We start from the raw sequence: 21596 nt of genomic DNA, 5'->3' as shown, positions 1-21596 counted from the left end.
GGTGGCGCCAGTTTAGCGTGATCAATTCTCACCGGGGCAACCGATGGCTTGCACCTTATAGTCCAGCACGTGTTCGCGGTTCTGGTGATCGAGGTAGCGCAATTGCGCAGGCACGATGCCGCACTGGCCATACGTGTCGCTGCTCGACAGTTGCCTGGCGATATCCAGATGCACGAAGAAGCCGGTTTTATCGTGGATTACCCTTGTATCTGAGGCGGGCTCGGCTGCGAATACCGAAGCGGTGACGAGCAAAGCGGCAAAACTTGCGGCAAATCGTTTCATGTTGGTTCCTCTCTCAGAAGTCGGCTGCCGGGCCTGGCAGTGAGTTCACAGTAACCAGGCGATCCGAACAGACGGCCAACAGGACGATGACAAGTTCGTAATGAAAGGCCCGCAGTGCCGATGACGTTTACAAGCGTCAGGCTGGGCCGTAGATTGCATCGGGCCGATTACGCCTACAGCTCAAGAGGAAGCCACGCAGTGTCCATCCAAGGTTCAGCTTTACCTGCACGACCGTACCGCGCCTTTCTGTTCGATATGGACGGGACCTTGCTTAACTCCATCGCCGCCGCAGAGCGGGTGTGGAGTACCTGGGCCGAACGCCACGGTCTGGATGTGGCGGCGTTCCTGAAGACGATCCATGGCGCGCGTGCAATCGATACGATCACGCGCCAGGCGCTGCCCGGTGTGGATCCCGACGTGGAGGCACAATGGATAACCCAGGCCGAACTCGATGATGTCGACGGTGTTGTGGCGATACCTGGCGCAGTTGAGTTCCTCAATGGCCTGCCGGGTGATCAATGGGCGCTGGTCACGTCTGCGCCCAGAGCGTTGGCATTGCGGCGCCTGCACGCCGCGGGTATTGCCCCGCCGGCTGTGCTGGTGACGGCGGAGGATGTCGCCCGAGGTAAACCGGACCCTGCTTGCTACGTATTGGGAGCGCAACGACTTGGCGTACCCGTCCAGGATTGCCTGGTTTTCGAGGATGCGACGGTCGGAATTCGAGCCGGGGAGGCAGCGGGAGCGGACGTGATGGTCGTGACCTCGACCCACCTCACGCCAATGGTGACGGCGCACGCCTGCATCGATGGCTATGAGCACATTCATGTTCAACGTGACAGTGAGGGTTTGCTTTACCTGCGGAGCCTGGCGAGTTGATACGAGAAGATCGAGTCGATTATCGGTCTAGGCCTTTCACACTGTCGGAATGATCGGGTGGCGTGTGCAGCCGGCTGTTTTTCATGCCCTGACGCGAAAGCACCATTTCTCTGAGTATCTCATTGGCAAGACGGGCAATGGCTTGCTCGCCATTGTAGTGAGCGCGGACGATGCCGGTAATCGCGAAGTGGTCGGTTTCGGGACTGCTGAGCATGGCTGAAAGCGTGCCATCGGCATGCAGCGTGCAGGTGATCCGATAGCTGGGCAGACGGGCTGCCAGTGCGGCTTCGATTTGGGATTTATTGAGCGTTTCCATCTGTTTCAGCGCCCTTTACTGACCGTGCAAACCCAAGCATAGGCGCTGTTGCATGGCTGTAAATACCGGCGATCAGATAGCTCTCAACCTGCAGATTTTTGCCGCGCACGTTGAATGGCGTGCTGGCACAACTTGCGTTGCACTGTCTTCTGAAGTGGCTTGAGGCAAAACACGAATAGATAAGCGCCCAGCAGCAATGCCAGATCCAGCCACGAAGGGGCATCGGCGCCAGCCACTTCGAACCTCAAGCCAAATTCCACACCCACGAAGACCAGTCCGATCAGCAGGACAATCATCCAGGAATGGAGGGCAAAGCGTTTCGTTGAGGAATACCTCATCGACAGGCTCCCGAGTTTGCTTGGGCAGTAGTGAGTAGTATCAGGAATTGGGCTGGGGATCGCGCAACAAGTTCCGGGCATCGGAACAGTTTCATCTTCGGCGAAGACGGGGGTCGGAGCATGGAAAAAGGTGCGATTGAATCGAATGGGTCTTCGCCAGCCGTGACAGTGAACGAAAAGGCTGGCTACTGAGTGCGCTTCAAGGCGTCTGGTTTTTTTCCGGAGCGGTAAGGCCTTCCTGGATGCGCTTATAGATCTCTTCACGATGCACGGCAACGTCTTTGGGAGCATTGATGCCGATTCTTACTTGCTGGCCGCTGACGCCCAGAATGGTGATCGTAATGTCATCACCGATGTTTATGCTTTCACCAACTTTGCGGGTGAGTATCAGCATGGACTTCTCCTTGATTACTTTTAAGGACACATGTTTCAGACAGGGCAGGTGTCGGATGTGTGTAGCTTACTGCTAAGCGCTTCCCTGTGACTGCCTCTTTTAGGACGCATAGAGGCGACATTAATTCCCATGGCGGCATCATACAGGTCTGCGATACATCATTCGCATTGTTTAAGCCAAGGTTTATGAAGGCCAGAATAGACAGTGGATGATAAAGTTGCCTCTTTTCCTTAAAGGAGCAGGGCAGTGCGTAAAGTAGCGATGGCAATGGCGGTGGTGGCATTGGCCGGTTGCGGTGAGGGTAAGCCTGTCGAGGCGCCCAAGGCCAGAGCTGCCGCGAGCCAGAGCCAACCGCAGAGCGGTGCGATTGCCGCCCAGGAATGGGACCTGCGCGTAGGCCCGCCAGACCACAAGTTACAGGCGATCACCGACCTGACAGCCTGGTTGCTGGAGCATGGTTTCAGTTTTTATATCGTCAAGGTGGACGGCAAGGACGAGGTGCTGCTCGGGCCGTTCGCCAGCAAGGCTGAAGCTGAAGCCAGGCAGGCATTGCTCGCGGAGAAAATGGCCCGCGCCAAGAAAACCGATACCGTGTCGGAAATCATCGAGCACAAGGCGGCGCAGTAACGCCAATTGGGCGGGCTCCCGCCCAGTTTCAGCCGCAGGCTTTCAGGTTCACCGGGCCGACAAACGCATTGCCGCGCCCCATTACACAGGCAACGGTCTGGTTACGCTGGCGCTCCCAGGTTTGTACCGGATAGGTCTTGTTCCAGGCTTCATACAGCTGCCGGTCCTGCTTCGACAGGCGCAACCCGTATTGTTTACTCATATAAAAATAGGTTCGAGCAATCATGCCGCGAATCGACGGTCGTGGCATGACCTTCTTCGCCTTGAAGTCGACCTGGGTCAGGCATGAGCCGTATTGCCCGTTCTGCACCGGCAACCAGCCAAAACTGAAGTTGTTACGATCACCATTGACCTCACCGATACTCGGCACCAGGTTATGCAGGTCCGCCTCGGCGCGTTGGAACACAGCGTCATGGCGCGTACAGTTCTTGCGCCCGCCGTTTTGCCAGCACTGGCGCTGATGCCCGATCTGCCAGGCAGGAACGATGTGCTCCCACTCGATACGTGCGGCGCGACTGGCATTTTTGCGCGGGATGTAACCGCAGGCTTTCAGGTCGACACGGTTGCCGGTGTATTTGCAGCCGCAATAGAACTCGGTGGATTGCGGAGCGTAGAGTTTCCAGGCGACTTTCTTGGCTTCACTGAACGTTCGGGGTGCCTGGGCGTGGGCGGTGATAGCGAATAAAAGGCAACAGACAGCAATAAAACGGACACTCATTGAATCAATCTTCCTTCGGCACAACCCAGAAAATCTGCACACCGCCATCGTCCCGATAGGCGAGGGTGACGTTGTCGTTTTCCGCGATTTCCTCCAGCAAACGTGCCCATTCATCCTCAGGTTCTTCCGGCAGGCGGAAGATCAAAGCTGCCTTGGCTCTTTGCGCATTGGTCGAATTGATGATTTTTTGCACGCGAACGGCCAGTTGCTGATAGGCGTCCGGCGCTGTTGCAACGGCGGGAGAGGACTTTGCCACGGAGTATTCCTTAATAAGCTGTACGCACATACAGTATTTAACTGTAGGCAATTTCGCAACTGCTTAAAATCCGAGAGGTCCGTCTGACGGTAATTTACGGTGCTTGGTGCAGGAGCGAGCAAACTCGCTCCTGCAGGGTAGCGTCAGGAATCAATATTCCCAGAATATCCGTTGCAGTTCCTTGCTGTCCTGGGTCCGGGTCAGCGCCACCATCGCCAGAATCCGCGCTTTCTGCGGGTTCAGGTCCAGGGCGGCAACCCAATCGTATTTGTCGTCAGGCTGTTCGGCGTTGCGCAGCACCATGCCGCCGGCGTTGACGTGGGAGGAGCGGATGATCTGCACGCCCTGCTTGCGCAATTCCACCAGCGTGGGAACCACTTTGGACGACACCGAGCCATTGCCAGTGCCAGCGTGGATGATGGCTTTGGCGCCGGCCTGAGCCAGGGCCTTGTAGGCGGTATCGCTCACGTTGCCGTAGCCGTAGGCAATTTCCACATCCGGCAGGCTTTTGATGGTCTTGATATCGAATTCCGAATCCATGGTGTGGCGCTTGGCAGGCAGGCGGAACCAGTAGGATTTGCCTTCAACCACCATGCCCAGCGGGCCCCACGGACTCTTGAACGCTTCAGTCTTGATGTTGATCATCTTGCTGACATCGCGCCCCGACTGAATTTCGTCGTTCATCGTCACCAGCACACCTTTGCCGCGTGCTTCTTTGCTGCTTGCCACGGCAACGGCGTTGTACAGATTGAGCATGCCATCGGCCGACATGGCAGTGCCTGGACGCATCGAGCCGACCACCACGATAGGTTTGTCGGTCTTTTCGACCAGATTGAGGAAGTAGGCGGTCTCTTCCAGGGTGTCGGTGCCATGGGTGATCACGATGCCGTCGACGTCCTTGCTGTCGGCCAGTTCCGCGACGCGTCGGCCCAGCTGCAACAGGTTGTCGTTGTTGATGCTCTCAGATGCAATTTGCATCACTTGTTCGCCGCGAACATTGGCAATCTGACTAAGCTCAGGAACGCCTGCGATCAGTTGTTCGATGCCGACTTTGGCCGCCTGGTAGGTGGCACTGTTGGCGGCACTGGCGCCGGCGCCAGCAATGGTGCCGCCGGTGGCGAGAATCACTACGTTGGAGAGTTTGGTGTTGGTCTCGACTTCCTTTGCCTGGGCGGCAACGGGGAACAGCAGCAGGAGGGCCAAAGCGCCCGGGACAAAAGTTTTCAATGCAGATTTCATTATTTTTCTCTCTGGTTTTTGATGAGTGCTGTTGCAGGTTCATCTAGAACCCTCGGACGTCTCTGAACGCGTCGAGGTGCAGGGGAAGAGCAGGATTTGTACCAGCCTGATTTTGCCAGGCGACATAAATTAACTTTTTGATTTAAAACAACTATTTTTGACTTTTTGGGTTGGGGAACAGCGCGTCTGTCCGGCTTTCCGAACAATTGGGCGATAGCGCGTTCGGTTGTCCGACAATACCCGGCGTCTGCTGCCGTGTGCTGAGCGACGGGCAAGTAGCAGCCTGTCGTGTTAAAGAACGAGCTGGCGCAGGCGAGGTTTAAAGGGCAGAGCATACGAACCGCAACGTCGCGTGCTGGAGGGTTGAATGAAAGGCACTTTTCCGGCGTTGACAAATCTCGACAAGGTTCTCATAGTTCGATTAACGCAAACGTTTGCGAGATATTTCGGTGCAAGCGTTGCTTACAATAATCATAAGATCGGAGTGAACCCATGAAGCTGCCATTCGCTGCACGTCTTCTCGCTGTCGCTGTGCTTGCTGCCGCATCCGCTGCTCTGCCTCTCTCCTCTGCATTCGCCGATGACGCCGCCGCCAAACCCAAGGTCGGCCTGGTGATGAAGTCTCTCGCCAACGAATTTTTCGTGACCATGCAGGATGGCGCCAAGGCCTATCAGAAAGAGCATGCCGCCGACTTTGACATGATCACCAACGGTATCAAGAACGAGACCGACACCAGCGCCCAGATCGATATCGTCAACCAGATGATCCTCGCCAAGGTCAACGCCATCGTTATCGCCCCCGCCGACTCCAAGGCGCTGGTCACCGTGCTGAAGAAAGCCTCCGATGCCGGCATCAAGATCGTCAACATCGACAACCGTCTCGACCCGGACGTACTGAAAAGCAAAAACCTGAACATTCCATTCGTAGGCCCGGACAACCGCAAAGGCGCCAAGCTGGTGGGTGATTACCTGGCCAAGCAACTGGCTTCGGGTGACAAGGTCGGCATTATCGAAGGCGTACCGACCACCACCAATGCCCAGCAGCGCACCGCAGGCTTCAAGGACGCGATGGACGCTGCCGGCATGAAGATCGTTTCCACACAATCGGGCAACTGGGAAATCGACCAGGGCCAGAAAGTGGCATCGGCCATGTTGAGCGAATACCCGGACCTCAAGGCGCTGCTGGCCGGTAACGACAACATGGCCCTCGGTGCTGTGTCCGCAGTTCGTGCGGCAGGCAAGGCCGGCAAGGTGCTGGTGGTGGGCTATGACAATATCGAAGCCATCAAGCCGATGCTGCAGGATGGCCGCGTCCTCGCAACGGCCGACCAGGCTGCCGCTCAGCAAGCCGTTTTCGGTCTGCAGAACGCGCTCAAGCTGGTCAAGGGTGAAACAGTCGATGCCAAGGACGGCGTGATCGAAACCCCGGTCGAACTCGTCCTCAAGAAGTAATCCCGGCAGCACCCAACAGCGCCCGCTTGTCCTGAGCGGGCGCCTGGAGATTTTCCTATGTCACCTTCCGCCCAGGCGGCTGTCCTTTCGGTCAGCGGTATCGGCAAGACCTATGCCCAACCGGTGCTGTCCGACATTACGCTGACGCTCAATCGCGGGGAAGTGCTGGCGCTTACCGGCGAGAACGGCGCAGGCAAAAGCACCTTGTCGAAGATCATCGGCGGGCTGGTCACGCCCACCACCGGGCAGATGCAGTTCAACGGCCAGGATTACCAACCAGGCAGCCGTACCCAGGCCGAGGCGCTGGGTGTGCGCATGGTCATGCAGGAGCTCAACCTGCTGCCGACCCTGACCGTGGCCGAGAACCTGTTCCTGCATAACCTGCCCAGCCACGGTGGCTGGATCAACCGCAAGCAACTGCGTAAAGCCGCAATTGAAGCCATGGCGCAGGTCGGCCTGGACGCGATCGACCCGGACACGCTGGTCGGCAGTCTGGGTATTGGCCATCAGCAGATGGTCGAGATTGCCCGCAACCTGATCGGCGACTGCCACGTACTGATTCTCGACGAACCCACGGCGATGCTCACGGCCCGAGAAGTCGAGATGCTGTTTGAACAGATCACCCGTCTGCAGGCTCGGGGCGTGGCGATCATTTATATTTCACACCGGCTCGAAGAGCTGGCCCGCGTCGCCCAGCGCATTGCGGTATTGCGCGATGGCAAGCTGGTGTGTGCCGAACCGATGGCCAATTACAACAGCGAGCAACTGGTCACCTTGATGGTCGGCCGGGAGCTGGGCGAACAGATTGACCTGGGCCCGCGCACCATTGGCGGCCCGGCCTTGACGGTCAAAGGCCTGACACGGTCGGACAAGGTTCGCGATGTGTCCTTTGAGGTACGCGCCGGCGAGATCTATGGCATTTCCGGCCTGATCGGCGCCGGCCGCACTGAACTGCTGCGCCTTATCTTCGGTGCAGACCTGGCCGACAGCGGTACCGTCGCCCTGGGTTCGCCGGCAAAGGTGGTGAGTATTCGCTCGCCGGTCGACGCAGTGGGGCACGGTATCGCCCTGATCACCGAAGACCGCAAAGGCGAGGGCCTGCTGCTGACCCAGTCGATCAGCGCGAATATCGCCTTGGGCAATATGCCGGAAATTTCCGGCGGCGGGGTGGTCAACAGCCGCGATGAAACCGCCCTGGCCAAGCGTCAGATCGACGCCATGCGAATTCGCAGTTCCAGCCCGGCGCAATTGGTTTCGGAACTGTCCGGCGGCAACCAGCAGAAAGTCGTGATCGGCCGCTGGCTGGAGCGCGACTGCCAGGTGATGCTGTTCGATGAGCCCACCCGCGGTATCGACGTCGGTGCCAAGTTCGACATTTATGCCTTGCTCGGCGAGTTGACCCGTCAGGGCAAAGCGCTGGTGGTAGTGTCCAGTGACCTGCGCGAGCTGATGCTGATCTGCGACCGCATCGGCGTACTGTCCGCCGGTCGCCTGATCGAGACCTTCGAGCGCGACAGCTGGACCCAGGACGAATTGCTCGCCGCCGCGTTTGCCGGCTATCAGAAACGTGATGCGCTGCTCAGCGACGCAGTGCTTAGGGATACCCCATGAAAACCACAACTTCCCCTGGCAAGACTGGCGGCAACTTCTACGGCCTGGGCACTTACCTCGGACTGGCGGGTGCCTTGCTGGCGATGATCGCGCTGTTCTCGGTACTCAGCGATCACTTCCTGTCCTACGACACCTTCAGCACCCTGGCCAACCAGATCCCCGACCTGATGGTGCTGGCAGTGGGCATGACCTTCATCCTGATCATCGGCGGCATCGACCTGTCGGTGGGCTCGGTGCTGGCATTGGCCGCGTCGGCGGTCAGCGTGGCTATCCTGAGCTGGGGCTGGAGCGTGTTGCCGGCCGCTGTGCTGGGCATGGGTTGCGCCGCATTGGCCGGCACCATCACCGGTTCGATCACCGTGGCCTGGCGCATTCCATCCTTCATTGTGTCGCTCGGCGTGCTGGAAATGGCACGTGGCGTGGCGTACCAGATGACCGGTTCGCGTACGGCCTACATTGGTGACTCGTTCGCCTGGCTGTCGAACCCGATTGCCTTCGGTATTTCGCCGTCGTTCATCATTGCCTTGCTGGTGATCATCGTTGCGCAACTGGTGCTGACCCGCACGGTCTTCGGTCGCTACCTGATCGGCATCGGCACCAACGAAGAAGCCGTGCGCCTGGCCGGTATCAATCCCAAGCCCTATAAGATCCTGGTGTTCAGCCTGATGGGCCTGCTCGCCGGTGTGGCGGCGTTGTTTCAGATATCGCGTCTGGAAGCGGCCGACCCGAACGCCGGTTCCGGCCTGGAGCTGCAAGTGATCGCGGCGGTAGTGATCGGCGGCACCAGCCTGATGGGCGGGCGCGGTTCGGTGATCAGTACGTTCTTTGGCGTGTTGATTATTTCGGTGCTGGCCGCAGGCCTGGCGCAGATCGGTGCCACGGAACCCACCAAACGTATCATCACCGGTGCCGTGATCGTGATTGCGGTGGTCCTCGACACTTACCGCAGCCAGCGCGCCAGTCGGCGAGGCTGAACCATGGCAACGATCAAGGATGTGGCAGCGCTTGCGGGTATTTCCTACACCACGGTGTCCCATGTGGTGAACAAGACACGCCCGGTCAGCGAGCCTGTGCGCATCAAGGTCGAGGCGGCGATCAAACAGCTCGACTACGTACCGAGCGCTGTCGCGCGCTCGCTCAAGGCCAAGACGACCGCCACCATCGGTCTGCTGGTGCCCAACAGCCTCAACCCGTACTTCGCCGAGCTGGCCCGCGGTATCGAGGATTACTGCGAACGTAACGGTTATTGCGTGATTCTGTGCAACTCCGATGACAACGCTGCCAAGCAACGCAGCTACCTGCGGGTGCTGCTGGAAAAGCGCATCGACGGCTTGATCGTCACCTCCGTAGGCGGCGACGACAGTGGCCTGGCGGCTGGCCTGAGTGCGGTGCGCACCCCCATGGTCATTGTCGACCGCGCGCTGGACGGCATAGATGTCGACCTGGTGCGCATTGACCACGAAGAGGGCGCTTACCTCGCGACTCGGCATTTGCTTGAACTGGGGCATCGTGACATCGCCTGCATTGGCGGGCCCAGTCACACCCGCGTCGCGCAAATGCGCCTGGCGGGCTATCACCGTGCGCTCGACGAGGCAGGGGTGGACGTTGCGCCGGGCCGCACAGAGGAAAGCGATTTCACCAGCACCGGCGGTTACGCCGCCGCCGTGAAGTTGTTGTCCGGAAACCCGCCCAGCGCGATTTTCGCCAGCAACGACATGATTGGTTTCGGCGTGTTGCGTGCAGCCGCGGAACGCAATATTCGGGTGCCGGCCGAGCTCTCGGTGATCGGTTTTGATGACATACAAATGGGCCGCTACGTCTACCCGGCATTGACCACGGTCGGGCAATCGATCGTGCAGCTGGGCGAAACAGCGGCCGAACTGTTACTGCGACGAATTGCTACCCCCCAACTGCCGATCGATCAACGTATCGTGACGCCGAGCATTGTGTTGCGTGAGTCGACGGCGCCGGTCGCTGGTGCGTTCGCGCAATACCGCTGAACCGAATTGATGAGTACTGATGTATGCCAGCAAAAGTAGTGGTAGTAGGCAGTTTGAACATGGACCTGGTCACCCGCGCCAGTCGCTTGCCGCGTGCCGGCGAAACGCTGATCGGTCAGTCATTTTCGACTGTGCCGGGCGGCAAGGGCGCCAACCAGGCCGTCGCGTCCGCGCGCCTTGGGGCGGAGGTGGCCATGATTGGCTGCGTGGGCACTGACGCCTATGGCGATCAATTGCGCGATGCGCTGCTGGTCGAGGGTATCGACTGCCAGGCCGTCAGCACGGTGGACGGCTCCAGCGGGGTGGCGTTGATCGTGGTGGATGACAGCAGCCAGAACGCGATCGTCATTGTCGCCGGCAGCAACGGTGAGTTGACGCCTGCCGCGATGCAGGCGGTGGATGCCGTGTTGCAGGCTGGCGAAGTGATTGTCTGCCAGCTTGAAGTGCCGATGGACACGGTGGGCTACACGCTCAAACGTGGTCGCGAGCTGGGCAAGACAGTGATTCTCAACCCGGCGCCGGCCAGCGGCCCGCTGCCGACCGAGTGGTACGCCTCGATCGATTACCTGATCCCCAACGAAAGCGAAGCCAGCGCACTGAGCGGTGTGACCGTTGACTCCCTCGACAGCGCCAGACTGGCGGCGACGCAACTGATCAAGGCCGGTGCAGGCAAGGTCATCATTACCCTGGGCGCCGAGGGGGCATTGTTCGCCGATGGCGAGCGCTTCGAGCACTTGGCGGCGCCGAAGGTCAAGGCGGTCGACACCACTGCGGCCGGCGACACCTTTGTCGGTGGTTTTGCTGCGGCGCTGGTCAATGGCAAAACCGAAACCCAGGCCATTCGCTTTGGCCAGGTTGCTGCGGCGTTGTCGGTCACGCGTGACGGTGCGCAACCTTCCATTCCCACGCTAAACGACGTTCAAGGTTTTGTGCCCTCATGAAAAAGACCCCTTTGCTCAATATTGCCCTGTCCCGTGTGATCGCCTCCCTTGGCCACGGTGACATTCTGGTCATCGGTGACGCGGGTTTGCCGGTGCCGCCGGGCGTCGAGTTGATCGACCTTGCGCTGACCCAGGGCATCCCCGATTTCATCAGTACCCTGCGCATCGTGCTGAGCGAGATGCAGGTGGAGAGCCATGTGCTGGCCGAAGAAATCCTGCTCAAGCAGCCGGCTGCGCTGGCCGACCTCGACAGCCTGACCGCGCAGGCCGCGCTGGGTGAGCGACGCCTGCTCAGCCACGATCAGTTCAAGCAACTGAGCCGCTCGGCGCGCGCGGTGGTGCGCACCGGTGAGTGCCAGCCTTATTGCAATATCGCGCTGGTGTCCGGCGTCACGTTCTAGAGTTTCCCAACGACAAGGAGTGTTTTATGCAACGTAGTCTCCCGACCCTGAAAAACCTGTTCCGGAGTGTTCTGCTTTTGTCCGCGCTCACTGCTGCAAGCGCCCAGGCGGCGGAAAAAATCGACCTGATCATCGACACCGACCCGGGTGCCGACGATGTCGTGGCCTTGCTGTTCGCCATGGCATCGCCGGATGAGTTGAGCATTCGTGCGCTGACCACCGTGGCCGGCAACGTGCGTCTGGACAAGACCTCCCGCAACGCGCGTCTGGCGCGTGAGTGGGCAGGGCGCGAGGATATCCCGGTGTATGCCGGTGCGCCAAAGCCGCTGCTGCGCACGCCGATCTATGCCGAGAACATCCATGGTAAGGAAGGTATTTCCGGCGTCACCGTGCATGAGCCGAAAAAGGGCCTCGCAGAAGGCGACGCCGTGGATTACCTGATCAAGACCCTGCGTGCTGCCAAGCCACACAGCATCACGATCGCCATGCTCGGCCCGCAGACCAACCTGGCGCTGGCATTGACCCAGGCCCCGGAAATCACCCAGGGCATCAAGGAAGTGGTGGTGATGGGCGGCGCGCACTTCAATGGTGGCAACATCACGCCGGTGGCCGAATTCAACCTGTTTGCCGACCCGATAGCGGCAGAGATCGTGCTCAAAAGTGGCGTCAAGCTGACCTATCTGCCCCTGGACGTGACTCACAAGGTGCTGACCAGTGAGGCTCGCCTGAAAAAGATCGCCGACATCAACAACAACGCCAGCAAAATCGTGAGCGACATTCTCAATGAATACGTCAAGGGCGATATGGAGCACTACGGTATTCCGGGTGGTCCGGTGCACGACGCCACTGTCGTTGCCTACCTGCTCAAGCCTTCGCTGTTCAGTGGCCGTGAGGTGAATGTGGTCGTGGACAGCCGCGAGGGTCCTACCTTCGGCCAGACAGTCGTCGATTGGTATGACGGCCTGAAACAACCGAAAAATGCATTCTGGGTTGAAAACGGCGACGCCCAGGGCTTTTTCGACTTACTGACTGAACGTCTGTCTCGTCTGAAATAAGGTTTGCCGGTCGGCGCCCGCCGGCCGGGCCTTATTCGCGCTCGGGGTCGTGCGCCCCTGTGTGATCAGCCGGGTATTTCTCGAATATCTGGCTGATGAAGGCCTGCGCGGCTTGTGTGCCCAGTTCCTTGACCAGCAGGTCGATACCAATGATCGCCAATTCTTCCGGGCTTCCGGGGCTGTAGGAGCTTTGTCCCTGAGGCCATTTGGCTTTGATGTCGGCTTGGAGAATAACGGTGCTCATGGTCGGGGCTCACGGGTCGGAAAAACGGGGGCAGTGCGCTGGAACGCGGCTCTTGCGGACGCAGTTAACCATTTTGCGCAGCATTTGGCACTGCGACTTAGGCATGAAGCGCTTGGCAAAAGGTAAGGCTGTGCGACACTGTCCTCCCTTTGAATCAGCGGGGAACACCGCGTGCAGATCGACTTGAACAGTCCCGATAACCTGACGCCGGCGGCGGTGCGCCAATTGCTCGCCAGTGCCAGCGATGACGAACACACGCAATTGCGCGTGAGCAAAGAAGGGATCGCGTACATTTCCTCCGGCAAGGCCGTGGGCGGTGTCGAGATCGAGGGCCTGCTGTTTCGCCTGGAAACCTGGGCCAAAGGCTCTGGTTATGTGGGCAACGTGGCCGCCAGTGATGAGGTCTGGGTCATGCAGATTTTCAACGCGTTGAAACAGAACTGGCCGGTGCCGGCGTTTGACTACATCGATATCTACTGAGCGCATTCATATCTGGTGACGATTGACGGAGCGAATGCCAGTGCTGAGTCAGGCAGACTTGTCTGCGCACGTTTTACGTCTTGAAACCAATCGGTCTGACGGCTGTCGCACAATCTCTGTCCACTTTTTTCATAGGAGGCTTCATGCCTTGGAAGCTCGCATCATTCGGTTCTTTGTTGGCGGCACTCGCACTGGCGGGTTGCAGCACCCCGGGTGCCTCTGAGCCAGGCAAAGACGCCGCAGTAGCCGATTCCGGTCATACCCGCTGTGAGTCGAAGGCTGCTGAATTTGCAGTTGGCCAGAAAGCCTCGCCGCAGTTGCTGGATCAGGCCCGCACCCGCGCCGGTGCGCAGAACGCTCGAATCCTCAAGCCCAGCGATATGATCACGCTGGAATACCGCTCCGACCGCCTGAACCTGAATACCGATGACAATCTGGTCATCACGCGCGTCAATTGCGGCTGAGGTTCACCAGGCTTTTGCAGCGCCCATAAAAAACCCCGTCACATGGACGGGGTTTTTTTAGCTCAGCGGAGAATTACTCGCCGCGAACCTGTGCAGCTTGCATACCCTTTTGGCCTTTCTCAGCCACGAAGGAAACGGTTTGGCCTTCTTTCAGGCTTTTGAAACCGTCGCTTTCGATAGCTTTGAAGTGTACGAACAGGTCGTCACCGCCACCTTGAGGAGTGATGAAGCCGAAGCCTTTTTCATCGTTGAACCATTTAACGGTGCCGGTTTGGCGATTAGACATGGTGTATCTCCAAGAAACTTATATTTTCAGTAGTGCTGTGCTGCTCAGGCCAACTGGGCACACCGGGCTATCATAGTCGAAATGTTCGGCTTGGGAGCCCCCCCAAGGCATTGTTTGCTAATCAATAGCGTTGCGTTTAGCGCAATGATCGGCTGAAAGCCCCGATCTACGGGGCTTGCGCCAGTAATATGAGCTGATAAAAAAAGCCGTAAAAGCTGCGTAATTTGTGAGAAAAGGCAGTTTTCAGGCTGTTTTTCCAGCAAAACAGGCGCCTGAAGCCGTCTCGTTGTTACTTTTTCTTCACGACTTTGCAGGACGAAATAGCGGCCACGGCTTTGTTTTTAAGCTCCGGGCTGGCGTTCTGGTTGGTCATGAGCTCTTTGATTTCGGCAGTGCTCAACTCGGCGTTGATCTTGTTGGCGCCACAATCGCAGTGATCTTTGGCGGTCTTGGCGTCCACGTTCTGGCTGGCGGCGGCGCTGCAGTCTTGAACGAAGGCTTCGCGGGCACCGGCTGGCCAGTTTGAAGGGGCGGCAGCCTGAGCACCGAGGGACAGCAGGCTCAGGGTGGCAGCGATAGCGAGGGTCGAAGTAAAACGCATCATGGGATGCTCCTTTGGGTCGAGGACGAACGGCGATTCTCGGTGGGTTTGAGGCCTGTCGTATAGCCCAAGTTCACTTTGGCGACCATAAAGGCTGGAAACTGCCTTAACAGACACGTCGCCGGCGCGATGACCGTTCATCTGTGCTAGCATCTGTCGCCTGGCTATTTCGGGGTGTGCCACTGGCCGCCTTGCCATGTTTCTTTTCAGCTCAATCCAGTCACTCTGGTTCGATTATCGGTTGGCCGAAAGGCTCCTGCCGCTGTAAGGCAGGCGTTCATCACTGAACGGCCTGGTATTGGATCTTGTACTGGCTCATCCCAACCCACGTGACCTTTGGTAGGGGTCACCACTAGGAGAGGAGGCGCCATGCCAACTATTACTCTACCCGACGGCAGTCAACGTTCATTCGATCATTCGGTTTCCGTAGCCGAGGTCGCCGCATCCATCGGCGCGGGCCTGGCCAAGGCCACCGTGGCCGGCAAGGTCGACGGCAAACTCGTGGACGCCAGTGACCTGATCACTGGCGACGCGAGCCTGCAGATCATCACGCCCAAGGACCAGGAGGGGCTGGAGATTATTCGCCACTCCTGCGCGCATTTGATTGGCCATGCGGTCAAGCAACTGTATCCAACCGCGAAGATGGTGATCGGGCCGGTCATCGATGAAGGCTTCTATTACGATATCGCCTACGAGCGTCCTTTTACGCCGGATGACCTGGCGGCCATCGAGCAGCGCATGCACGCGCTGATCGAGAAGGACTACGACGTGATCAAGAAGGTCACGCCGCGCGCTGAAGTGATCGATGTGTTCACCGCCCGCGGCGAAGACTACAAGCTGCGTCTGGTGGAAGACATGCCGGACGAGCAGGCCATGGGCCTGTATTACCACGAAGAATATGTCGACATGTGCCGTGGCCCGCACGTGCCGAACACGCGCTTTCTCAAGTCGTTCAAGTTGACCAAGCTGTCCGGTGCCTACTGGCGCGGCGACGCAAAAAATGAGCAGTTGCAGCGGATCTACGGCACGGCCTGGGCTGACAAGAAGCAGCTGGCCGCCTACATCCAGCGCATCGAGGAAGCCGAGAAGCGCGATCACCGCAAGATCGGCAAGCGCCTGAACCTGTTCCACCTGCAGGAAGAAGCGCCGGGCATGGTGTTCTGGCATCCGAACGGCTGGACCTTGTACCAGGTGCTCGAGCAGTACATGCGCAAGGTTCAGCGCGACAACGGTTACCTGGAGGTCAAGACGCCGCAGGTCGTTGATCGTAGCCTGTGGGAAAAATCCGGGCACTGGGCCAACTACGGCGACAACATGTTCACCACGCAGTCGGAAAACCGCGACTACGCCATCAAGCCGATGAACTGCCCGTGCCACGTGCAGGTGTTCAATCAGGGCCTGAAGAGCTACCGCGAGTTGCCGCTGCGTCTGGCCGAGTTTGGTGCCTGTCACCGTAACGAGCCATCGGGTGCGCTGCACGGCATCATGCGTGTTCGTGGCTTTACTCAGGACGACGCGCATATCTTCTGCACCGAAGAGCAGATGCAGGCCGAATCCGCCGCCTTTATCAAGCTGACCATGGACGTGTATCGCGATTTCGGCTTTACCGAAGTCGAAATGAAGCTGTCCACTCGTCCGGAAAAACGCGTTGGCTCCGATGAACTGTGGGATCGCGCTGAATCTGCACTCGCCGCAGCGCTCGACAGTGCGGGCCTTGCGTACGACCTGCAGCCAGGGGAGGGCGCGTTCTACGGTCCGAAGATCGAGTTCTCGCTGAAAGATTGCCTTGGTCGCGTCTGGCAGTGTGGTACCCTGCAGCTCGATTTTAACCTGCCGATCCGTCTGGGAGCCGAATATGTCTCCGAAGACAACAGCCGTAAACACCCGGTTATGCTGCACCGGGCGATCCTCGGCTCGTTCGAGCGGTTCGTCGGTATCCTGATCGAGCACTACGAGGGTGCATTCCCCGCGTGGCTGGCTCCGACTCAGGCAGTGATCATGAATATCACTGATAAACAGGCAGATTTTGCCGCTGAGGTTGAAAAAACTCTCAACGAAAGCGGATTTCGTGCCAAGTCCGACTTGAGAAATGAAAAGATCGGCTTTAAAATCCGCGAGCATACCTTGCTCAAGGTTCCCTATCTTTTGGTTATTGGAGATAGGGAAGTCGAGATGCAGACTGTCGCTGTGCGTACTCGCGAAGGTGCTGACCTGGGCTCGATGCCCGTCGCCCAGTTCGCTGAGTTCCTCGCGCAAGCGGTTTCCCGGCGTGGTCGCCCAGATTCGGAGTAATTATTATTAAGCGTGAAATGAGACAAGATAAACGAGCTGCACCGAAAGCCCCGATCAACGAGAATATCTCGGCACGCGAGGTTCGGTTAATTGGCGCTGACGGCGAGCAGATTGGCATCGTCTCGATTGATGAAGCGCTTCGTATTGCAGAAGAGTCCAAATTGGACCTGGTGGAAATCTCCGCCGATGCAATCCCACCCGTATGCCGGGTGATGGACTACGGCAAGTCGATCTTCGAGAAGAAGAAGCAGGTTGCCGCGGCGAAGAAGAACCAGAAGCAGATTCAAGTAAAAGAAATCAAGTTTCGTCCAGGGACGGAGGAAGGGGATTACCAGGTAAAACTGCGCAACCTGGTACGTTTCCTGAGTGATGGGGACAGGGCCAAGGTATCCTTGCGATTCCGCGGCCGTGAGATGGCCCACCAGGAGCTGGGGATGGAACTCCTCAAGCGGGTTGAAGCTGACCTGCTCGAGTACGGTTCGGTCGAACAGCATCCTAAGATGGAAGGACGCCAGCTGATCATGGTCATCGCCCCGAAAAAGAAGAAGTAATCAACAGGGCACGGCAGGCCTTCTGATTATGTTTATCAACTGAATGCGGAGTATCCGAACATGCCAAAGATGAAGACTAAAAGTGGTGCTGCTAAGCGGTTTCTGAAAACTGCTAACGGTATCAAGCACAAGCACGCTTTCAAGAGCCACATTCTGACCAAAATGTCGACCAAGCGTAAGCGTCAACTGCGCGGTAGCAGCTTGCTGCATCCGTCTGACGTGGCAAAAGTCGAGCGCATGCTGCGCCTTCGTTAATTTTGGATCAAGAATAGAGGAAGTAACTCATGGCTCGTGTTAAGCGTGGCGTCATGGCCCGTAAGCGTCACAAAAAAATTCTGAAACTTGCTAAAGGCTACTACGGCGCGCGTTCACGCGTATTCCGTGTTGCCAAGCAAGCGGTAATCAAGGCAGGCCAATACGCCTACCGCGACCGTCGTCAGAAAAAACGTCAGTTCCGCGCTCTGTGGATCGCTCGTATCAATGCTGGTGCTCGTGTTAACGGTCTGTCCTACAGCCGTTTCATCGCTGGCCTGAAAAAAGCGTCCATCGAAATCGACCGTAAGGTTCTGGCTGAACTGGCCGTGAACGAAAAAGCGGTGTTTGCTGCGATTGTCGAGAAAGCTAAAGCCACCTTGGCTTAAGTACCCCCGACAGTCACTCTGGGTTGCTCCTGCAGCCCAGGGTGGTAAACGTCATAAATAGGGGAAGAGCCTTCAAGCTCTTCCCCTATTTTGTATCTGGAGTCTGTACATGGAAAACCTGGACGCGCTCGTTGCCCAAGCTCTTGAGGCTGTGCATAGCGCTGAAGATATCAATGCCCTGGAGCAAATCCGGGTTCACTACCTTGGCAAAAAGGGTGAATTGACTCAGGTGATGAAGACCCTGGGGAATTTGCCGGCAGAGGAGCGTCCGCAAGTCGGTGCGCTGATCAACGTTGCCAAGGAGCGCGTCACCGAGGTTCTCAATGCGCGCAAGGCGTCGCTCGAGGAGGCCGATCTTGCGGCCAGGCTCGCGGCCGAGTCCATTGACGTGACCTTGCCTGGCCGTGGCCAGGCGTCGGGCGGTCTGCACCCGATCACCCGGACTCTGGAACGTATCGAACAGTTCTTCACCCACATCGGCTACGGCATCGCCGAAGGTCCTGAGGTCGAAGACGACTATCACAACTTCGAGGCGCTCAACATCCCAGGCCATCACCCGGCCCGGTCGATGCACGACACCTTCTACTTCAATGCCAACATGCTGTTGCGCACCCATACCTCGCCGGTACAGGTGCGCACCATGGAAGCGAACAAGCCGCCGATCCGCATCGTCTGCCCTGGCCGCGTGTACCGCAGCGACTCCGATATCACCCACTCGCCGATGTTCCACCAGGTCGAAGGCCTGCTGGTTGACCGCGATATCAACTTCGCCGACCTCAAGGGCACCATCGAAGAATTCCTGCGGGTGTTCTTCGAGAAGGAACTGGCCGTGCGTTTCCGTCCATCCTTCTTCCCGTTCACCGAGCCGTCCGCTGAAGTCGACATGGAATGCGTGATGTGCAGCGGCAAAGGCTGCCGTGTCTGCAAGCAGACCGGTTGGCTGGAAGTGATGGGCTGCGGCATGGTGCACCCCAATGTGCTGCGCATGTCCGGGATCGACCCGGAAGAGTTCTCGGGCTTTGCCTTCGGCATGGGCGTTGAGCGTCTGGCCATGCTGCGTTACGGCGTGAACGACTTGCGTCTGTTCTTCGACAACGACTTGCGGTTCCTCGCGCAATTTCGCTAGTCGTAACGAATCTTTAGGAGAGCAGGATGAAATTCAGTGAACAATGGCTGCGTGGCTGGGTAAGCCCGCAGGTAGATCGCGACGAGCTGGTTGCTCGTCTGTCGATGGCCGGTCTTGAGGTCGATAGCGTGACGCCGGCCGCCGGTATTTTCAGCGGCGTGGTGGTGGGTGAGGTGCTGAGCACCGAGCAGCACCCGGATGCCGACAAATTGCGTGTGTGCCAGGTCAGCAACGGCGCCGAGACCTTTCAGGTCGTGTGCGGAGCGCCCAACGTGCGTCCGGGCCTGAAGATCCCGTTTGCCATGATCGGTGCCGAGCTGCCGGGCGACTTCAAGATCAAGAAGGCCAAGCTGCGCGGTGTCGAATCCAACGGCATGCTGTGCTCCCAGGCCGAGCTGCAAATCGGTGAGGGCAATGACGGCCTGATGGAGCTGCCGGCGGATGCGCCCGTGGGTCAGGACGTTCGCGTTTATCTCGAATTGGAAGACGCCAGCATCGAGGTCGACCTGACCCCGAACCGTGGCGACTGCCTGTCCCTGGCGGGCCTGGCCCGTGAAGTGGGCGCGCTGTACAACGCCCCGGTTACCCGCCCGGTAGTCACCGCCGTGCCAGCAGTGCACGACGAAGTGCGCCCGGTTGAAGTGCTGGCCCCCAATGCCTGCCCGCGTTACCTGGGCCGGGTTATCCGTAACGTCGACCTGGCCAGGCCAACCCCGCTGTGGATGGTCGAGCGCCTGCGTCGCGCCGACGTGCGCAGCATTGACGCCGCAGTCGACATCACCAACTACGTGATGCTGGAGCTGGGCCAACCGCTGCACGCTTTCGATCTTGCCGAAATCAACGGCGGCATCCGCGTGCGTATGGCCGAAGAAGGCGAGAAGCTGGTGTTGCTCGATGGCCAGGAAGTCAGCCTGCGTGCCGATACCCTGGTGATCGCCGACCATTCCCGAGCGCTGGCCATTGCCGGTGTGATGGGGGGTGAGCACAGCGGTGTATCCGCAACCACGCGCGATGTGTTCCTCGAAAGCGCGTTTTTCGATCAGATCGCCATCGCCGGCAAGGCCCGTTCCTACGGCCTGCACACCGACGCCTCGCACCGTTACGAGCGCGGTGTGGACTGGCAACTGGCCCGTGAAGCCATGGAACGCGCTACTGGCCTGCTGCTGGAAATCACTGGCGGCGAAGCCGGCCCGATCACCGAAGTGGTCAGCGAGCAGCACCTGCCGTCCGTTGCGCCTATTACCCTGCGTGCCAAAAGTGTCGAGCAAATGCTTGGCCTGGTGATCGCGCCTGCTGAAATCGAGCAATTACTGTCGGCCCTGGGGCTGGGCATTTCGGCCAGCGGGGAAGGGCAGTGGCACGTTGATGTGCCAAGCCATCGCTTCGATATCAGTCTCGAAGTCGATTTGATCGAAGAGCTGGCTCGCCTGTACGGCTACAACCGCCTGCCGGTTCGTTACCCACAGGCTCGCCTGGCACCGCAACCCAAGGCCGAAGCGCGCGCGCACCTGCCTGAGCTGCGTCGTCTGCTGGTAGCACGTGGTTATCAGGAAGCGGTGACCTACAGTTTCATCGATCCCCGGCAGTTCGAGCTGTTCAATCCAGGCGTCGAGCCGCTGTTGCTGGCTAACCCGATCTCCAATGACATGGCGGCCATGCGTTCATCGCTGTGGCCAGGCTTGGTCAAAGCGCTTTCCCACAACCTCAATCGCCAGCAAGACCGCGTGCGCATGTTCGAAAGCGGCCTGCGTTTTGTCGGTCAGTTGGGCGACCTGAAGCAAGAGCCTATGTTGGCTGGCGTGGTCTGCGGCAGCCGTTTGCCGGAAGGCTGGGCTCAAGGCCGCGATCCCGTGGACTTCTTCGACGTCAAGGCTGACGTGGAAGCGGTGCTGGGCTTTGCCGGTGCATTGGATGCCTTCACGTTTGTGCCGGGCAGTCATCCCGCGCTGCACCCGGGCCAGACAGCGCGCATTGAGCGCGACGGTCGCCTGGTAGGCTTTGTTGGCGCGATTCACCCCGAGCTGTCGAAACACCTGGGGCTGGACCGTGCGGTGTTCGTTTTTGAACTGGTTCTGGCGGAAGTCGCTGCGGGCAAAATGCCGAAATTCAGCGAGTTGTCGCGCTTTCCTGAAGTGCGCCGCGACCTGGCCCTGATTGCCGATCGTGAGGTTGCTGCCACTGCTGTTCTGGACGTAATCCGTGAAAATGCAGGGGAATGGCTGACAGACCTCAGGCTATTTGACGTCTATCAGGGTAAAGGCATTGATCCGCATAGAAAAAGCCTCGCCGTCGGCTTGACCTGGCAGCATCCATCGCGCACTCTTAACGACGATGAGGTGAATACCACGACACAAAATATCCTCACCTCGCTTGAACAAAGGTTAAACGCCACGTTAAGGAAGTGA

General features: G+C 58.6%; 27 protein-coding genes. 17 read left to right on the top strand and 10 right to left on the bottom strand.

All coding sequences use genetic code 11. The annotated features are described in order from the left end of the window. Positions 1 to 21: 21 nt before the first annotated feature. Positions 22 to 282: a DUF2790 domain-containing protein gene (locus tag RHM60_RS07070; RefSeq protein WP_322214061.1), complete on the bottom strand. Its 261-nt coding sequence runs from the start codon at positions 280 to 282 to the stop codon at positions 22 to 24. A gap of 198 nt (positions 283 to 480) precedes the next feature. On the opposite strand from RHM60_RS07070, the gene RHM60_RS07065 reads away from it, so the two are divergent. Continuing rightward, on the top strand, positions 481 to 1158 hold the full coding sequence (locus tag RHM60_RS07065) for an HAD family hydrolase (protein ID WP_322214060.1): 678 nt from the start codon (positions 481 to 483) through the stop codon (positions 1156 to 1158). A 19-nt stretch (positions 1159 to 1177) separates the two neighbouring features. Here the strand turns inward: RHM60_RS07065 and RHM60_RS07060 are convergent, their stop codons facing one another. From RHM60_RS07060 to csrA, 3 genes are all read right to left on the bottom strand, one after another. Then, complete coding sequence (locus tag RHM60_RS07060) at positions 1178 to 1474, bottom strand: hypothetical protein (RefSeq protein ID WP_322214058.1); 297 nt, start codon at positions 1472 to 1474, stop codon at positions 1178 to 1180. Between the two features lie 83 nt (positions 1475 to 1557). Further along, the gene (locus RHM60_RS07055; RefSeq protein WP_209983121.1) at positions 1558 to 1812 is read right to left on the bottom strand and encodes a hypothetical protein; all 255 of its coding nucleotides are present in this window, start codon (positions 1810 to 1812) and stop codon (positions 1558 to 1560) included. Between the two features lie 199 nt (positions 1813 to 2011). Continuing rightward, a complete protein-coding gene (csrA, locus tag RHM60_RS07050) occupies positions 2012 to 2206 on the bottom strand; it encodes a carbon storage regulator CsrA (RefSeq protein ID WP_209983119.1) in 195 nt (64 codons plus the stop codon). Between the two features lie 246 nt (positions 2207 to 2452). On the opposite strand from csrA, the gene RHM60_RS07045 reads away from it, so the two are divergent. Continuing rightward, positions 2453 to 2833, top strand: a complete 381-nt coding sequence (locus RHM60_RS07045; RefSeq protein ID WP_209983117.1) for an SPOR domain-containing protein — start codon at positions 2453 to 2455, stop codon at positions 2831 to 2833. A gap of 28 nt (positions 2834 to 2861) precedes the next feature. Here RHM60_RS07045 and RHM60_RS07040 read toward each other — a convergent pair whose 3' ends face one another. The 3 genes from RHM60_RS07040 to RHM60_RS07030 form a co-directional block, all read right to left on the bottom strand. Continuing rightward, positions 2862 to 3551: an endonuclease gene (locus RHM60_RS07040; protein WP_209983115.1), complete on the bottom strand. Its 690-nt coding sequence runs from the start codon at positions 3549 to 3551 to the stop codon at positions 2862 to 2864. Positions 3552 to 3555: 4 nt separating this feature from the next. Next, a complete protein-coding gene (locus RHM60_RS07035) occupies positions 3556 to 3807 on the bottom strand; it encodes a DUF1654 domain-containing protein (RefSeq protein ID WP_209983113.1) in 252 nt (83 codons plus the stop codon). A gap of 150 nt (positions 3808 to 3957) precedes the next feature. Next, positions 3958 to 5046 (bottom strand): asparaginase, encoded by a 1089-nt coding sequence (locus RHM60_RS07030; protein ID WP_322214056.1) that lies wholly within the window; start codon positions 5044 to 5046, stop codon positions 3958 to 3960. A gap of 492 nt (positions 5047 to 5538) precedes the next feature. Between RHM60_RS07030 and RHM60_RS07025 the strand changes: the two genes are divergently transcribed. Genes RHM60_RS07025 through RHM60_RS06995 form a run of 7 tightly spaced genes read left to right on the top strand, consistent with a single transcriptional unit; the run spans position 5539 to position 12506 of the window. Further along, on the top strand, positions 5539 to 6498 hold the full coding sequence (locus RHM60_RS07025; RefSeq protein WP_322214055.1) for a sugar ABC transporter substrate-binding protein: 960 nt from the start codon (positions 5539 to 5541) through the stop codon (positions 6496 to 6498). A gap of 57 nt (positions 6499 to 6555) precedes the next feature. Further along, on the top strand, positions 6556 to 8109 hold the full coding sequence (locus RHM60_RS07020) for a sugar ABC transporter ATP-binding protein (protein ID WP_322214054.1): 1554 nt from the start codon (positions 6556 to 6558) through the stop codon (positions 8107 to 8109). Continuing rightward, on the top strand, positions 8106 to 9083 hold the full coding sequence (locus tag RHM60_RS07015; protein ID WP_003234269.1) for an ABC transporter permease: 978 nt from the start codon (positions 8106 to 8108) through the stop codon (positions 9081 to 9083). The genes RHM60_RS07020 and RHM60_RS07015 overlap by 4 nt, the downstream gene beginning before the upstream one ends. 3 nt (positions 9084 to 9086) lie before the next feature. Next, the gene (locus tag RHM60_RS07010; protein ID WP_209983106.1) at positions 9087 to 10109 is read left to right on the top strand and encodes a LacI family DNA-binding transcriptional regulator; all 1023 of its coding nucleotides are present in this window, start codon (positions 9087 to 9089) and stop codon (positions 10107 to 10109) included. Positions 10110 to 10132: 23 nt separating this feature from the next. Next, positions 10133 to 11050, top strand: a complete 918-nt coding sequence (rbsK, locus tag RHM60_RS07005; RefSeq protein WP_209983104.1) for a ribokinase — start codon at positions 10133 to 10135, stop codon at positions 11048 to 11050. Beyond that, entirely contained in the window at positions 11047 to 11451 is a 405-nt protein-coding gene (gene rbsD, locus RHM60_RS07000) for a D-ribose pyranase (protein ID WP_209983102.1), read from the top strand. The genes rbsK and rbsD overlap by 4 nt, the downstream gene beginning before the upstream one ends. A 26-nt stretch (positions 11452 to 11477) precedes the next feature. Then, positions 11478 to 12506: a nucleoside hydrolase gene (locus tag RHM60_RS06995; protein ID WP_322214052.1), complete on the top strand. Its 1029-nt coding sequence runs from the start codon at positions 11478 to 11480 to the stop codon at positions 12504 to 12506. A gap of 31 nt (positions 12507 to 12537) precedes the next feature. Here the strand turns inward: RHM60_RS06995 and RHM60_RS06990 are convergent, their stop codons facing one another. Continuing rightward, positions 12538 to 12750 carry a hypothetical protein gene (locus tag RHM60_RS06990; protein WP_322214050.1) on the bottom strand — a complete coding sequence of 71 codons (213 nt, stop codon included), beginning with the start codon at positions 12748 to 12750 and terminating at the stop codon, positions 12538 to 12540. Between the two features lie 171 nt (positions 12751 to 12921). Between RHM60_RS06990 and RHM60_RS06985 the strand changes: the two genes are divergently transcribed. Continuing rightward, a complete protein-coding gene (locus RHM60_RS06985; protein ID WP_209983096.1) occupies positions 12922 to 13230 on the top strand; it encodes a hypothetical protein in 309 nt (102 codons plus the stop codon). Between the two features lie 143 nt (positions 13231 to 13373). Next, entirely contained in the window at positions 13374 to 13694 is a 321-nt protein-coding gene (locus RHM60_RS06980; RefSeq protein WP_231423051.1) for an I78 family peptidase inhibitor, read from the top strand. Positions 13695 to 13767: 73 nt separating this feature from the next. Here RHM60_RS06980 and RHM60_RS06975 read toward each other — a convergent pair whose 3' ends face one another. Next, on the bottom strand, positions 13768 to 13980 hold the full coding sequence (locus tag RHM60_RS06975) for a cold-shock protein (protein ID WP_003234260.1): 213 nt from the start codon (positions 13978 to 13980) through the stop codon (positions 13768 to 13770). A 289-nt stretch (positions 13981 to 14269) separates the two neighbouring features. Further along, positions 14270 to 14584: a hypothetical protein gene (locus tag RHM60_RS06970; protein WP_209983093.1), complete on the bottom strand. Its 315-nt coding sequence runs from the start codon at positions 14582 to 14584 to the stop codon at positions 14270 to 14272. A 366-nt stretch (positions 14585 to 14950) separates the two neighbouring features. Between RHM60_RS06970 and thrS the strand changes: the two genes are divergently transcribed. From thrS to pheT, 6 genes are all read left to right on the top strand, one after another. Beyond that, positions 14951 to 16873 carry a threonine--tRNA ligase gene (thrS, locus tag RHM60_RS06965; protein WP_209983090.1) on the top strand — a complete coding sequence of 641 codons (1923 nt, stop codon included), beginning with the start codon at positions 14951 to 14953 and terminating at the stop codon, positions 16871 to 16873. After that, positions 16873 to 17424, top strand: coding sequence for a translation initiation factor IF-3 (gene infC, locus RHM60_RS06960; protein WP_015884933.1), 552 nt, complete (start codon positions 16873 to 16875; stop codon positions 17422 to 17424). Before thrS ends, infC begins: the two co-directional genes overlap by 1 nt. Before the next feature lie 60 nt (positions 17425 to 17484). Beyond that, a complete protein-coding gene (gene rpmI, locus RHM60_RS06955; RefSeq protein WP_002553160.1) occupies positions 17485 to 17679 on the top strand; it encodes a 50S ribosomal protein L35 in 195 nt (64 codons plus the stop codon). Positions 17680 to 17708: 29 nt separating this feature from the next. After that, positions 17709 to 18065: a 50S ribosomal protein L20 gene (gene rplT, locus RHM60_RS06950; protein WP_003234252.1), complete on the top strand. Its 357-nt coding sequence runs from the start codon at positions 17709 to 17711 to the stop codon at positions 18063 to 18065. Positions 18066 to 18174: 109 nt separating this feature from the next. Beyond that, the gene (gene pheS / locus RHM60_RS06945; protein WP_209983088.1) at positions 18175 to 19191 is read left to right on the top strand and encodes a phenylalanine--tRNA ligase subunit alpha; all 1017 of its coding nucleotides are present in this window, start codon (positions 18175 to 18177) and stop codon (positions 19189 to 19191) included. A gap of 26 nt (positions 19192 to 19217) precedes the next feature. Next, complete coding sequence (pheT, locus tag RHM60_RS06940; RefSeq protein ID WP_322214047.1) at positions 19218 to 21596, top strand: phenylalanine--tRNA ligase subunit beta; 2379 nt, start codon at positions 19218 to 19220, stop codon at positions 21594 to 21596.

The organism is Pseudomonas sp. MH9.3, from assembly GCF_034354675.1.
GTDB lineage: Bacteria > Pseudomonadota > Gammaproteobacteria > Pseudomonadales > Pseudomonadaceae > Aquipseudomonas.
This window is presented reverse-complemented; position numbering and strand designations above follow the sequence as displayed.

Coding starts and splice junctions, on each gene's coding strand:
- RHM60_RS07020 (WP_322214054.1), top strand. CDS start 6,556: ATGTCACCTTCCGCCCAGGCGGCTGTCCTTTCGGTCAGCGGTATCGGC.
- pheS (WP_209983088.1), top strand. CDS start 18,175: ATGGAAAACCTGGACGCGCTCGTTGCCCAAGCTCTTGAGGCTGTGCAT.
- RHM60_RS07025 (WP_322214055.1), top strand. CDS start 5,539: ATGAAGCTGCCATTCGCTGCACGTCTTCTCGCTGTCGCTGTGCTTGCT.
- RHM60_RS07070 (WP_322214061.1), bottom strand. CDS start 282: ATGAAACGATTTGCCGCAAGTTTTGCCGCTTTGCTCGTCACCGCTTCG.
- thrS (WP_209983090.1), top strand. CDS start 14,951: ATGCCAACTATTACTCTACCCGACGGCAGTCAACGTTCATTCGATCAT.
- rbsK (WP_209983104.1), top strand. CDS start 10,133: ATGCCAGCAAAAGTAGTGGTAGTAGGCAGTTTGAACATGGACCTGGTC.
- RHM60_RS07055 (WP_209983121.1), bottom strand. CDS start 1,812: ATGAGGTATTCCTCAACGAAACGCTTTGCCCTCCATTCCTGGATGATT.
- pheT (WP_322214047.1), top strand. CDS start 19,218: ATGAAATTCAGTGAACAATGGCTGCGTGGCTGGGTAAGCCCGCAGGTA.
- rpmI (WP_002553160.1), top strand. CDS start 17,485: ATGCCAAAGATGAAGACTAAAAGTGGTGCTGCTAAGCGGTTTCTGAAA.
- RHM60_RS06975 (WP_003234260.1), bottom strand. CDS start 13,980: ATGTCTAATCGCCAAACCGGCACCGTTAAATGGTTCAACGATGAAAAA.
- RHM60_RS07015 (WP_003234269.1), top strand. CDS start 8,106: ATGAAAACCACAACTTCCCCTGGCAAGACTGGCGGCAACTTCTACGGC.
- rbsD (WP_209983102.1), top strand. CDS start 11,047: ATGAAAAAGACCCCTTTGCTCAATATTGCCCTGTCCCGTGTGATCGCC.
- csrA (WP_209983119.1), bottom strand. CDS start 2,206: ATGCTGATACTCACCCGCAAAGTTGGTGAAAGCATAAACATCGGTGAT.
- RHM60_RS06995 (WP_322214052.1), top strand. CDS start 11,478: ATGCAACGTAGTCTCCCGACCCTGAAAAACCTGTTCCGGAGTGTTCTG.
- RHM60_RS07030 (WP_322214056.1), bottom strand. CDS start 5,046: ATGAAATCTGCATTGAAAACTTTTGTCCCGGGCGCTTTGGCCCTCCTG.
- RHM60_RS07060 (WP_322214058.1), bottom strand. CDS start 1,474: ATGGAAACGCTCAATAAATCCCAAATCGAAGCCGCACTGGCAGCCCGT.
- RHM60_RS06980 (WP_231423051.1), top strand. CDS start 13,374: ATGCCTTGGAAGCTCGCATCATTCGGTTCTTTGTTGGCGGCACTCGCA.
- RHM60_RS07040 (WP_209983115.1), bottom strand. CDS start 3,551: ATGAGTGTCCGTTTTATTGCTGTCTGTTGCCTTTTATTCGCTATCACC.
- RHM60_RS07010 (WP_209983106.1), top strand. CDS start 9,087: ATGGCAACGATCAAGGATGTGGCAGCGCTTGCGGGTATTTCCTACACC.
- rplT (WP_003234252.1), top strand. CDS start 17,709: ATGGCTCGTGTTAAGCGTGGCGTCATGGCCCGTAAGCGTCACAAAAAA.
- RHM60_RS06990 (WP_322214050.1), bottom strand. CDS start 12,750: ATGAGCACCGTTATTCTCCAAGCCGACATCAAAGCCAAATGGCCTCAG.
- RHM60_RS06970 (WP_209983093.1), bottom strand. CDS start 14,584: ATGATGCGTTTTACTTCGACCCTCGCTATCGCTGCCACCCTGAGCCTG.